This is a genomic window from Streptomyces sp. Ncost-T10-10d (genome assembly GCF_900091955.1).
In the GTDB taxonomy this organism is placed as follows: domain Bacteria; phylum Actinomycetota; class Actinomycetes; order Streptomycetales; family Streptomycetaceae; genus Streptomyces.
The window spans coordinates 62,250-74,605 of sequence record NZ_FMDF01000103.1; the positions used below are offsets into that span (position 1 = coordinate 62,250).

10 protein-coding genes and 1 pseudogene are annotated in these 12,356 nt (G+C 70.3%); 6 read left to right on the top strand and 5 right to left on the bottom strand.

The features are described 5' to 3' along the window. Positions 1-32: 32 nt before the first annotated feature. Positions 33-2,537, bottom strand: a complete 2,505-nt coding sequence (gene pepN / locus GA0115254_RS16705; protein ID WP_093896079.1) for an aminopeptidase N — start codon at positions 2,535-2,537, stop codon at positions 33-35. Positions 2,538-2,690: 153 nt separating this feature from the next. Between pepN and GA0115254_RS16710 the strand changes: the two genes are divergently transcribed. After that, positions 2,691-3,227, top strand: a complete 537-nt coding sequence (locus GA0115254_RS16710) for a MarR family winged helix-turn-helix transcriptional regulator (protein ID WP_093896080.1) — start codon at positions 2,691-2,693, stop codon at positions 3,225-3,227. 104 nt (positions 3,228-3,331) lie between these two features. Here GA0115254_RS16710 and GA0115254_RS16715 read toward each other — a convergent pair. Next, positions 3,332-4,112 (bottom strand): annotated as a pseudogene (locus tag GA0115254_RS16715) (hypothetical protein); the annotation flags it as partial. Between the two features lie 150 nt (positions 4,113-4,262). Here GA0115254_RS16715 and GA0115254_RS16720 point away from each other — a divergent pair. The 3 genes from GA0115254_RS16720 to GA0115254_RS16730 all read left to right on the top strand — a co-directional run bounded on the left by GA0115254_RS16720 (position 4,263) and on the right by GA0115254_RS16730 (position 6,540). Next, the gene (locus GA0115254_RS16720) at positions 4,263-5,099 is read left to right on the top strand and encodes an alpha/beta fold hydrolase (protein ID WP_093896081.1); all 837 of its coding nucleotides are present in this window, start codon (positions 4,263-4,265) and stop codon (positions 5,097-5,099) included. Next, positions 5,092-5,646: a TetR/AcrR family transcriptional regulator gene (locus GA0115254_RS16725; protein WP_093896082.1), complete on the top strand. Its 555-nt coding sequence runs from the start codon at positions 5,092-5,094 to the stop codon at positions 5,644-5,646. Before GA0115254_RS16720 ends, GA0115254_RS16725 begins: the two co-directional genes overlap by 8 nt. Positions 5,647-5,754: 108 nt before the next feature. Continuing rightward, complete coding sequence (locus GA0115254_RS16730) at positions 5,755-6,540, top strand: hypothetical protein (protein ID WP_256102620.1); 786 nt, start codon at positions 5,755-5,757, stop codon at positions 6,538-6,540. A gap of 87 nt (positions 6,541-6,627) precedes the next feature. Here GA0115254_RS16730 and GA0115254_RS16735 read toward each other — a convergent pair whose 3' ends face one another. Then, complete coding sequence (locus GA0115254_RS16735) at positions 6,628-6,966, bottom strand: chorismate mutase (protein ID WP_093896083.1); 339 nt, start codon at positions 6,964-6,966, stop codon at positions 6,628-6,630. An 11-nt stretch (positions 6,967-6,977) separates the two neighbouring features. Continuing rightward, positions 6,978-7,871, bottom strand: a complete 894-nt coding sequence (locus GA0115254_RS16740) for a helix-turn-helix domain-containing protein (protein ID WP_093896084.1) — start codon at positions 7,869-7,871, stop codon at positions 6,978-6,980. 243 nt (positions 7,872-8,114) lie between these two features. Between GA0115254_RS16740 and GA0115254_RS16745 the strand changes: the two genes are divergently transcribed. Next, positions 8,115-9,929 (top strand): glycoside hydrolase family 35 protein, encoded by a 1,815-nt coding sequence (locus tag GA0115254_RS16745; protein ID WP_093896085.1) that lies wholly within the window; start codon positions 8,115-8,117, stop codon positions 9,927-9,929. A 22-nt stretch (positions 9,930-9,951) separates the two neighbouring features. Here the strand turns inward: GA0115254_RS16745 and GA0115254_RS16750 are convergent, their stop codons facing one another. Further along, a complete protein-coding gene (locus tag GA0115254_RS16750; protein WP_093896086.1) occupies positions 9,952-10,728 on the bottom strand; it encodes a S1 family peptidase in 777 nt (258 codons plus the stop codon). Between the two features lie 238 nt (positions 10,729-10,966). On the opposite strand from GA0115254_RS16750, the gene GA0115254_RS16755 reads away from it, so the two are divergent. Further along, positions 10,967-11,905 carry a hypothetical protein gene (locus tag GA0115254_RS16755; protein WP_093896087.1) on the top strand — a complete coding sequence of 313 codons (939 nt, stop codon included), beginning with the start codon at positions 10,967-10,969 and terminating at the stop codon, positions 11,903-11,905. Positions 11,906-12,356: the final 451 nt, after the last annotated feature.

Here is a 12,356-nt window from a genome sequence, read left to right on the forward strand (position 1 = left end):
GCGCCGGGCACGGGTGGTGCCGACCGTTTGGGTCAGTGGGTGTCGCGTACGGCGAGGGCGCGGCGCAGGTCGTCGATCTGGTCGATGAGCTTGCGGCGCAGGGCGGGGATGAGGTCCTTGTCGTTCAGGGCCTGTTCGCCGAGGTGGAGGCTGTCGGCGTCGACGGCGTGGGCGGGGAAGGCGTAGCGGCCTGCGGCTTCGGCGATGGCGGGGCCGCGGCGGGCGGCGAGCCGGGTCGCTTCGGGGTAGTAGCGGGGTACGTAGTCGTGTACGAGGTCGGCCTGTTCGGGCTGCCAGAAGCCTTGGGCGGTGGCGGTGAAGAGGTAGTTGGAGAGGCTGTCGTCGTTGAACAGGGCGTGCCAGGCGGCGGCCTTGGCTTCGGGGGTGGGGAGGGCGGCCCGGCAGCGGGCGGCGCCTTCCTGTCCGGTGGCGCTGGGGTCCTGTTCGAGTTCGGCGGTGATGGCGGTTTCGTCGGTGGCGCCGAGGACGGCGAGGCGGGTGAGGATGCGCCAGCGCAGTTCGGGGTCGAGTTCGGGTCCGCCGGGGACGGTGCCGTTGGTGAGCCAGTCCTGGATGGTGTCGGGCTGGGTGGCGGCGTCGATGAGGTGGCGTACGGCGATGAGGCGCAGGCCGGGGTTGTGGCCGTCCTCGGTGCGGCGGATGAGGTCGCGGCACAGGGCGGTGAGGGTGGCGAGGGCGGCGGGGCGGTTCTCGGGGGCGAGGTAGCGGCCGGCGATCTGGGTGTCGGCGAAGGCGAGTACGCCCTGGGCGAGGGCGAGGTCGGTCTCGTGCGGGAGGTGTGCGCGGGCTGCTTCGAGGTAGGTGGTGGGGGCGAGTTCGCCGTCTCGGACCATGTCGCGGGCGGTGTTCCAGACGACGGCGCGGGTCAGGGCGTCGGGGATGCCGGACAGGTCGCGTACGACGGTGTCCCAGGATTTGGTGTCGAGGCGGACCTTGGCGTAGCTGAGGTCGGTGTCGTTGAGGACGACGAGGGCGGGGCGCCGGCCGGGCAGTGCCTTGATCGTGTCGTTCTGGGGGACGTCGATCTCGAACCGGTCGCGCAGGACGAGGCGGTCGGGGCCGGGGTGGGCGTCCGGGGCGTGGTCGTATGCGCCGACGGCGATGCGGTGGGGGCGGGTGCCGTCGTGGTCGACGGTGAGGGACCATGTGCCGTCGGATTCGTCGATCCGGGGGGTGAGGGTGTCGACTCCGGTGGTGCGCAGCCAGGCGTCGGCCCAGGCGTGGACGTCGCGGTCGGTGGCCGATGCGAGGTTGTCGATGAAGTCGGCGAGGGTGGCGTTGGCGAACTTGTGGCGGGCGAAGTGGGTGTTGATGCCGGCCAGGAAGTCCTTCTCGCCGAGCCAGGCGACGAGTTGGCGCAGGGCGGATGCGCCCTTGGCGTAGGAGATGCCGTCGAAGTTGAGCATCGCGGACGCGGTGTCGGGGACGGCTGCCGGGTCGGGGGCGACGGGGTGGGTGGAGGGGCGTTGGTCGGCGTCGTATCCCCAGCCCTTGCGGGCGACGCCGAAGTCGACCCAGGTGTCCGTGAAGCGGGTGGCCTCGGCGAGGGTCTGGTAGCCCATGTACTCGGCGAAGGACTCGTTGAGCCAGATGTCGTCCCACCAGGCGAGGGTGACGAGGTCGCCGAACCACATGTGGGCCATCTCGTGGGCGATGACCATGCCGCGGGTCTGGCGCTCGGTGTCGGTGACGGCGGAGCGGTAGATGAACTCGTCGCGGAAGGTGACGAGTCCGGGGTTCTCCATGGCGCCCGCGTTGAATTCGGGGACGAATGCCTGGTCGTAGGAGTCGAAGGGGTAGGGCTCGTCGAACTTCTCGTGGAAGCGGTCGTAGCAGGCGCGGGTGATGTCGAGGATCTCGTCGGCGTCCGAGTCGAGGTACGGGGCGAGTGAGCGGCGGCAGTGGATGCCGAAGGGCAGTCCGGCGTGTTCGGTGGTCACGGAGTGCCAGGGGCCTGCGGCGACGGCGACGAGGTAGGTGGAGATGGGCGGGGTGGCTGCCAGGGTCCATCGGCCGTCGCCCCGGTGCTCTGCGATGCCGTTGCCGAGGACGGTCCAGCTTTCGGGGGCGGTGACGGTGAGTTCGAAGACGGATTTGAGGTCGGGCTGGTCGAACGCGGCGAAGACGCGCTGGACGTCCTCCATGAACAGTTGGGTGTAGACGTATGTTTCGCCGTCGGTCGGATCGGTGAAGCGGTGCATTCCTTCGCCGGTGCGGGAGTAGCGCATGGCGGCGTCGATGCGGAGTTCGTGTGTGCCGGCGGTGAGTGCGGTGAGCGGGAAGCGGTTCTCGGTGAGGTCGGTGGGGTCGAGGGGTTGTCCGTCGAGGCTGATCGAGCGCAGGGTGGCCGGCTTGAGTTCGACGAACGTGTCTCCGGCCGCGGCTGCGGTGAACTGGATGACGGTGCGGGAGTCGAAGGTCTCCTCCCCTCCGGTCAGGTCGAGGTCGATCGTGTACCGGTGTACGTCGAGGAACTGGGCTCGGGTCTGCGCTTCGTTGCGCGTCAGTACGGACATGCGTCCATGCTGCCGTACGGTTCGGGCGGGGCGCAGGCGGGTTCTCCCAGGGCTGATCGGAGGCTCGGTGGGGTGACTGGGCGGGAAGGATCGGTGGGCTTTTCAGGGCTAGGATTCTTACCCGTTGTGTTCCTGTACGGAGGGGTGCCGGGAATGGCGAAGGACGCGGCTTCCGTTTCCGCGACGCGGCAGGACGCGGTGGCGTCGGTCGTCGAGGACTGGCGGCGGGAGCGGCCGGATCTGGATACGGCTCCGCTGGAGGTGTTCGGCCGGCTGCACCGGGCGTTCCTTCGGTACAGCGCGGCGATCTCCCGGCCGGTGGAGCGCAAGGGTCTGTCGATGGCCGGGTTCGATGTGCTGACGGCGCTGCGCAGGGCGGGGGCGCCGTTCCGTCGTACGGCGGGTGAGCTGGCCGATTCCGGTTTGATCAGTTCGGCGGGGGTCACGCTGCGGATCGACCGTCTGGAGAAGGACGGGCTGATCCTGCGGGAGCGTGATCCTCAGGATCGTCGGGTGGTGCACTCGCGGCTCACGGACGAGGGTCTGTCGACGATCGACGAGCTGTTCGCGGAGCATTTGGACAATGAGCGGCGGATGTTGGCGGGGCTGACTCCTGCGGAGTGCCGGCAGCTGGCCCGGCTGCTGGAGAAGCTGGAGCGGTCGGTTCTGGCGGCGGAGGAGGACGCGTAGTCGTCCCTGATCGCCGGGACGGGCGGGAGATCAGGGGTCCGTCCGGCGACGGGGACGTCTGTTCGGCCCGTCCGGCGGTTGAGGACGTCTCGGGTTCGGCCCGTCGCGTCGGCCTGCGCTTCCGCCTCCGTGCGGTACATGCGGCGTACGCGGACCACTCCCAGGTCGTGCTGGTACAGATTCTCCGCCTGGTCGGCGTCGGTGCGGAGTTCCTCCAGGATGACGCGGTCCTGTTCGAGAACCTCCCAGTGCCGGTCCTCCAGGACGGTCTTGTACAGGAACCGCCGGGTGTCGCGCTGCCGGTCGGTCACTCGCCGGTAGCGCCGGAAGAAGACGGCGCAGCGGTCCTCGTCGATGGGGGTGGCCATGCCCACGATGCCGAACGGGCCGCCGGGGCCTGCGGTGGGCGGGTACGGGATGGTGAGGTCGACCTGGTCGACGCCTGTGCGGCAGAGCTCGACCCGGTCGAAGTTGACGCTGCTCCGGTCGGTCTTCTCGAAGAAGAAGCCGCGTTCGGTCTCGTGGATGCGGAGGCGGGCGGTGGTCTGCCCCTCGGACATGCTGTGCGAGTCGCGGTGCAGGAGCGACCCGTGCATCGGGTCGAGCAGATTCTCCACGGCGTGGCGCTGGTTGACGTTCCACTCGGCGTAGCAGAGGCACGCCGTGGCGTCGGGGTCGGTGAGCTGCGGTGCCGTCGGCGCGGCGGAAGAGCAGCCATTGTTCACCGAGGAGGGTGAGTCGCTTCATGCCGCCGGCGGGGACGAAGCCGGAGGGGCAGACGGCGTGCCACTGGTTGCGGATGCCGGTGGCGAAGTGGCGGTCGGCGGTGCGGTTGCCGGGGCGGGCGGCTTCGGATGGCCGGGTGGCCTCGTCGGTGAGCGTCATGGTGGTGGTGTCGGTGGTCATGGTTGTCTCACGCTCGCGGTCGTCGCATCTCGCTGCGGAAGGTGTCCTCGGTCCACGGGCTGCCGGGTTGACGCAACCGGCTAATCACATTAGCTTTATGGTTATACACATTAGCTCCGGAGGGCGGACATGACCGAGTTCTTGACCATGGGCAGCGGACAGCTCGCGTACGAAGTGACCGGCGAGGGCCCGCTGATCGTGCTGGCCCACGGCATGGGCGACAACAGAGCGGCCTACCGAGATGTGGCTTCCCGGCTCACGGCGGCCGGATTGCGGGTCGCCGTCATGGACCAGCGCGGCCACGGCGAGTCCAGCACCGGCTGGGCGTCCTACACCCGCACCGACGCAGCGGCCGACATCCTCGCCCTGATCAGGCACCTGGGCGGCCCCGCCGTCGTCGTGGGCCACTCCTTCGCCGGCGGCGCCGCCACCATCGCCGCGGCCCAGGAGCCCGAACTGGTCAGCGCCATCGTCGAGATCAGCCCGTTCACCCGCGCACAGAAGATCAGCCCGGGCGCTCTGATGTCCCACGCCCGCTACCGCAAGGGCATGAGCCTGCTCATGGGCGCCGGCCTGCTGCGCAGTGTCGGGCTGTGGAGGCGCTACCTCGACCATGCCTACCCCGGCGTCAAGCCCGCCGGTTACGCCGACCATGTCGCCGCCCTCGACGCCGACCTGCGCAGGCCCGGCCGGATGGCCGTCGTCAGCAAGATGGGCATGTCCGCGCCCACCGACGCCGGTGCCTGTCTCGACGCCATTCAGTGCCCCGCCCTGATCATCGAGGGCACGCTCGACCCCGACTGGGCCGACCCCAGGGCCGAGGGAGAGGGCATCGTGGCCGGCATGCCCGCAGGACTCGGCCGGCTCGAGATGATCGAGGGAGCCGGTCACTACGCGCACGTCCAGTTCCCGGACGAAGTCGCCACGGCCATCCTGGCCTTCCTCAAGGTCGGCGCGCGTGGCTAGGGCAGCGCTCACCCCGGATGCCGTCATCGACGTCGCGCTGCTGATCATCGACGAAAAAGGCCCCGCCGCCCTGACCTTGTCGGCGGTGGCCGGCCGGGCAGGCGTCGCCACCCCGTCCCTCTACAAGCACGTGCGCAATCTGGCCGAGCTGCGCAGCCTCATGTCGGCGCGGATCATGAACGAGATCGCGGACGAGGTCGGTGAGGCCGTGCTGGGCCGCTCTGCCGACGAGGCGATCCGCGCGCTCATGATGGCCTGGCGGCACTACGTACTGCGGCACCCGCACCGCTACTCGGCGCTGATCCAGACGCCCGAGCCGCGCACGGTCGAGGCGGGGACGCGACTGATCAACATCATGCTCGCCACTTTCCGTGCGTATGGAATGGCAGACTCCGCAGCGATCCACGCAGCCCGCTGCCTGCGAGCGGCCGTCCACGGCTTCGCAGTTCTGGAGGCCGAGGGCGCGTTCGGGCTCCCGGAGAAGCTGGACGAGAGCTACGACCTGCTGATCCGCATGATGATCACAGGCCTGCACGCATCTCACTGATCAGGCCATGATGAGGGGCCTCTGGCCGAACGCGTCACAGAGCCGCATCATCAACGACAACCGAGCGCGGCGGGGGTATCGGGGCAGATGGACCCTATGGGACAGGCGGTGTCCGAAGCGGAGCGCGGGGCTGCGGGGACGGGCGCGGACATCACACGGCGGCGGGCCGTGGGGGTCGTGCCATGGGGAGTGGCGGCGGGTGCGGTCGCCTGGTGTCTCGCGGGGAGCCGGCGCGCCGCGCACATGGAGAACTATCCCTGGAATGTCTGGACTCCGATCGGCTACGGGGCGGTCAAGGGCGTATTCCTGGGGCTGCTGGCCGGCTGGTGTGCCGTGTTGAGCCTCCGGGCCGGCCGGGCGGCTTGCCGGACGGAGGACAGCGGGGCAGCGCGTTTCGCGGGGCTGGTCTTCGGCGGCGGGCTGCTGGGCGGGCTGGTGCCCGGGTCGGTCCGGGACTTCATGGGGGCGCCACAGCCGCGGACCCTGTACTACTTCGACGGGCCGAGGCCCGAATCGGAGTGGTACTGGCGACCGCTGCTGTCCGAATGGCTGACCTACACGGTGCTGCCGGCGCTGGGCTGCGCGGTGCTCCTGACGGTGGGTGCTCTGGTGTCCGCCCGGTCCTCGCGCCGCGAAGGCGTCGGCTGGGCGGTACCCGCGCTGGTGGGAACGGGACTGCTGTTTCTCCCCCACTACGCGGCCGCCGGGCTGCCCACGCCGGAGGGCAACGGGGACCATGTCAACGAGTCGGCCTCGGCCGGGCTCGTCGTTCTGACCACGGGACTCGGTCTGCTGGTGAGTGCCTGGGTGGCGTGGTCGAGGCGCAAGCGGTCGGCCGGGCGGTCCGGCCCGTATCCGTCGCACCGGGCGGGCGAACCACCCTCAGCTCAGTGAGAAGACAAGAAGTGGAGAGCGATCAACGCTTCCCCGACCACGGGGAGCGTCCCGTTGGTCGCAGCCTCGGCTGTCGGCCCGCAGGGATCAATCCCCGGCGCCGGTCTCCCCGTTCGTCGCCGACTCCTCCGCGATCCGTTCATGGTGGCGGATGACCTCCGCCACGATGAAGTTCAGCAGCTTCTCCGCGAAGGCCGGATCCAGATGGGCGCTCTCCGCCAGCTGCCGCAGCCTGGCGATCTGCCGGCTCTCGCGGGCCGGATCGGCCGGGGGGAGCTGGTGGGCGGCCTTGAGGTGGCCGACCTGCTGGGTGCACTTGAAGCGCTCGGCGAGCATATGGACGACAGCCGCGTCAATGTTGTCGATGCTCTCGCGCAGCCGGTTCAGTTCCGCGCTCACGGACTCGTCGATGTCCCTCGTGGTCATGGTCAGCGAGCTTAGACGGCCGGGCCCAGGGGGGTGATCGTCGGTGGGTGTTCCGGGTCCGGGACCTGGTCGCTCCAGCCGCCCGGGACGCTGCGGCCCTGCTGATCACGGAACCGGACCGGGGCGGTACCGACCCGACGGGCGAAGAGGCGGGAGAAGTACGCCGGGTCGTCGTAGCCGACACGTCGGGCGACCGCGGCGACCGGCAGGTCGGTGGCGGCGAGGAGCTCCTTGGCGCGGCCGAGCCGGATGCCGAGGAGGTAGTCCTTCGGGCTGCAGCCCGCGCCCCGCCGTACCGCCGTGCGAAGTTCGGCGGGTGTCATTCCGTGCCGGGCCGCGTGCTCGGCGACGGAGAGCGGCTGGAAGGCGTCACGGGCGAGGGCCTGCAGGACCGGGTCGCCGTCGGGGCTGACATCGGCGCGGGCCCGGCGCAGGGCGACGAGGAGTTCATGCACGGCGGCGCCGGTCTCGACCTCCAGCAAGGGGTTGCCGCGCCGTGCCGCGCGCACCATCCGCCCCACCGCGGCGCGGGGGCCCGCCGTGTCGGCGAGCGGGACGAGCGGGCGGTCCGGCTCGATGTAGCCGAGCTCGGTGTACGTGGCGGTGGCTGGGCCGGTGAAGTCGACGAAGCTCTCGTCCCAGCCGGTGCCCGGATCGGCGCCGTAGTGGTGCGGGGTGCCGGGGGTCAGCCAGATCAGGCTGGGTGCGATGACGGGCACCCGGCGGCCGTCGGCTCCGATGAACCAGCCGCTGCCGGAGTTGATGACGACGGCCACATGGTGGTCCAGGGTGCGCGGGCCGACCGTCGGCAGTGCGCCGTGCTGCAGCCCCACGCCCAGACAGACGAGGCCCAGCCGGTGGTGGAGCGGGCTGGGAGTGAAGAAACGCATCCAGGTGTGGTACATCGGCCTTCCTTCCTCCCTCTCTTTCTCTGGCGTTGGTCCGAACAGTTCTCGTCCGAACAGTTCACGTCCGAACAATTGTGTCCAAACAGCAGTGATCTTTGTCCATGGACCGGCCGCACGCCAGGGGGCAAAGGTTGGTTGCAACATTCCTCCCGGGTTCGCCCGCTCCGTGGTGCGTGCCGTCGTGCGACCCCTGGGCGGCGCGACCCCGGGGGACCGCACGCACAGGAGAGTACGAGCACGATGGCTGACTTCACCGTGGGGGACGACCACTTCCGGCTCGACGGGAAGCCCGTACGGCTGCTGTCGGGAGCCCTGCACTATTTCCGGGTCCACGAGGCACAGTGGGACCACCGGCTGTCGATGCTGCGCGCCATGGGTCTCAACTGTGTCGAGACATATGTGCCGTGGAATCTCCATGAGCCACAGCCCGGCCGCTTCCGGGACGTGGCGGCGCTGGGCCGCTTCCTGGACGCGGCGCAGCGGGCCGGGCTGTGGGCGATCGTCCGCCCGGGACCGTACATCTGTGCCGAGTGGGAGAACGGTGGTCTGCCGGCCTGGGTGACAGGGCGGTTCGGGCGACGGGTGCGGACCCGTGACGAGGAGTATCTGGGCTCCGTGGAGCGGTGGTTCACGGCGCTGTTGCCGCAGGTGGTGCAGCGGCAGATCGGACGCGGCGGCCCGGTGATCATGGTGCAGGCGGAGAACGAGTACGGGAGCTACGGCACCGATCGCGTCTATCTGCAGCGGGTGGCCGGGATGCTGCGGGAGCGCGGGGTGACCGTGCCGCTGTTCACCTCCGACGGGCCGGAGGACCACATGCTCACCGGCGGCTCCGTGCCGGGGCTGCTCGCCACGGTGAACTTCGGGTCGGGTGCGCGGGAGGCGTTCGAGGTGTTGCGCCGCCATCAGCCGAAGGGGCCGCTGATGTGCATGGAGTTCTGGTGCGGCTGGTTCGAGCACTGGGGTGCTGCGCCGGCGGTACGGGATCCGGCGGAGGCCGCGGAGGCCCTGCGGGAGATTCTGGAGTGCGGGGCGTCGGTAAATGTCTACATGGCGCACGGGGGGACGAATTTCGCGGGCTGGGCGGGGGCGAACCGCTCGGGTCCGGTGCAGGACCAGGATCTTCAGCCGACGGTGACGTCGTACGACTACGATGCGCCGATCGACGAGTACGGGCGGCCGACAGAGAAGTTCTGGCTGTTCCGCAAGGTCTTGGCGGAGTTTGCGGACGGTCCGCTTCCGGAGCTGCCGCCGGAGCCGGTCGGGCCCTCGGCGCCGGTGCGGGCGGAGCTGACCGAGTGGGCGCCCCTGTCGGTGGCCCTGGAGGTGCTGGGCGACCCGGAACGGGCGGAATCCGGCGTTCCGCCGACGTTCGAGGAGCTGGGCGTGGACCGGGGCCTGGTGCGGTACGAGGTCACCGTTCCGGGCTTGCGACGCCCGTACGCGCTGGGTGTGTCCGGGCTCCGGGACCGTGCGGTGGTGTTTGTGAACGGCGTCCGGCAGGGCGTGCTGAGCGGCGAGAGCGCCACCCTCGACGAGCCGGTGGCCGGGCCCGCGGAGGTCGAGCTGTGGGTGGAGTCGCTGGGCCGGGTCAATTACGGGCCGCGGCTGGGCGAGCCGAAGGGCATCACGGGCGGCGTCCGGCACGAGCGGCAGTATCTGCACGGGGTACGGGCGCGGGGGCTGCGGCTGGCCGCCTTCGAGGAGCCGGGTGCGGTGGACGCGGTGCCTTTCGGAGGCATTGCCGAGCGGGGCCGTGCCGGGCTGTACCGGGGTTCGTTCGAGTCGGCGGAGTCGGGACTCGCGGGTCTTCCGGATCACGCGGCGCTCGAACTGCCGGGCTGGACGCGCGGGTTCGTGTGGGTGAACGGTTTCTGTCTCGGCCGGTACTGGTCGGCGGGTCCGCAGCGGACGCTGTATGTGCCGGGTCCGGTGTTGCGGGAGGGCGTCAACGAGGTGTGGGTGCTGGAGGTGGAGGGCGCCGGGGATCCGTGGGTGGAGCTGGGTCCGGGTGTGCCCGTCCGGACGGGCACACCCGGGGGTGCTCAGAGCTGATGCGGTGGGGCCGGCCGGGGCGTCAGAGCGTGGCTGCCGCGGAGGCGATGTTGGCGGCGAACGTCGAGACCTCGCTGTACACACCCGGGTAGCCGGGCTCGGCGCAGCCCTGGCCCCAGCTGACGATGCCCACCTGGATCCAGGCTCCGGCGTTGTCCTTGCGGAACATGGGGCCGCCGGAGTCGCCCTGGCAGGTGTCCACGCCGCCCGTGTCGATCAGCCCGGCACAGATCTCGTCGCCGGGGACGAGGTCGCTGCCGTATGCACCCTGGCAGTCGGCATCGGAGACGAACGGCACGGCGGCCTTCAGCAGATACCGCTGCTGGCTTCCGCCCTCGGTGGCGGCGCCCCAGCCTGCGATGGTGAAGGTGCCGTTGTTGTACGTGGTGTTGGTGGCGATCTTCAGGGTGGGCAGGTCGATGGGCTTGGCGAGCTTGATCAGTGCCCAGTCCTTGCCCATGCCGTTGTAGCCGGGGGCCTGGAGGACCTTGGTGGACTTGACCTTGATCGCGCTGGACGACTGGAGGTCGACGACGCCCGCGGTGGCGGTGATGGAGGTGTTGTTGCCCGAACCGTCCACACAGTGAGCGGCGGTGAGGACGATGTCCTTGGCATAGAGAGCGCCGCCACAGCCCATCGACAGCCGGACCATGAACGGGAATTCACCCTGGGCGGCGCGGGTTCCGCCGACGACCGGGGTGGGGGCCGCGGACGCTCCGGCGGGCTGGAGGCTGACGGCCGCGAGGACGACCGCGGCTATGACGGAACATCTCTTCACGGCACGCAGAAGCTGCTTCAACGGATTACCTTCTCTCGTGGGGGGTTCTTGTGGGGGGTTGCACGTGGGGGTGCGTGCCCTCGCCCAGGGTCCTGGCCACGGGCAGCACAGCCCCGTTGGTCATGCCCCCGACAAAGGCATGATTCGGATTATCGGGAAGTGATCACGACCCCCACAAGGTCCACTTTCCGGCCAAGATCACTCACGTGGCTGCGGCTACAGTGGAGACCGGTCGATCGTCGCGGATGGGGGCGGGGACGTGACGGACAGCAGCCGGGGCAACAGCCAGGACCACGGCCGGGGCGGCGGAAGTCCGGTCGTCCACGGCTTCCCTCATCTCGACACCGTCCGGTCCGCGATCACGGCGCTGTACCGGAGGCTGTCGTACGACGGTGTCCGCGGCTACGCCACGAGCCTCGCCCCCGCCGACGCCGCCTTCTCCGACCAGGACGATCTGCACCTCGGCGCCCAGCGGGTGGCGCGGGCCATGGTCCAGCATCTGCACCTGCCGGACGCCCGCATGATCGTCAGCTTCCGGACGATGGAACACGCCGCCGGTGTCGAACTCGCCGCGGGGCCCGAGTACTTCATCGAACTCAACGACCGCTTCCGCACCCATCGCAGGGACATCGGCGCCGCGCTCTCGCACGAGGTCATGCATGTGCTGCTGCACCGCCTCGACCTGGAGTTCCCCGGTACGCGCGACAACGAGATCCTCACCGACACCGCGACGACGTATCTGGGCGCGGGCTGGCTGCTGCTGGACGCCTTCCGTGAGGACGCCGTCTCCAGCCAGAAGCTCGGCTATCTCACCCCCGAGGAGTTCGGATACGTCCTCGCCAAGCGGGCGTTCGCCTTCGACGAGGATCCCTCCCCATGGTTCACGAGTCCGCAGGCGTACACGGCGTACACGAAGGGGCGCGCCCAGGCCCTTCACGACACCCGGCAGCCGCCCCTCGCGGCGGCCGGCTGGGCGGGCCGGCACCGTTACGCCAAGGACCGGCGGTACGCCCAGGACCATCCGGGTGCGGGGGCCGCCCCGGGCCCCGACGCCCCCTACACCTTCGAGAACGGCCCGCAAGGACTCCGGGTCTCCTTCGCCTGCCCCACCTGCCACCAGCGCATCCGCGTTCCGGTACGCGGCCGGGTGCGGGCCCGGTGCGGGTTGTGCCGAACGGTCCTGGACTGCAGCACCTGAAGCAACCGGGGCTGCGGGAAGGGGCGGGCCGGGAAAGGCCGCCGCAGGCGCCCGCCTCCAAACCGCCGCACCTCGAACCCATGTGGCGGCGGGCGTCAAGGGCGTGACGGTCACCACGGCGGTGGACGGGCTCCCGCACCGGCGATTGAGGAGCAGTCTGCGGCGCAGTTCGAGCCCGGATCCGTCCGGTTGCCGTCCTGTCCTCAACTCCCCCATAGTCCGAAGGGCATGGGAGGGACCCGCTCGACGGCTTGAGATCGCCGACGATCGCGGACGGAGCGGTGACCGGACAGATCCGGTCACCGCATGTCGTCCGTACCGCTATGCGGCCCTGCGGCCACGCCCCGCCGCCGCACCACCGCGTCCGGCACCGGCCCCGGAACGCCCGGCACCGCGTGCCTCGCCACGGCCACCACCGGCACCGGCACCAGCGCCACGAGCCGAGCCACCC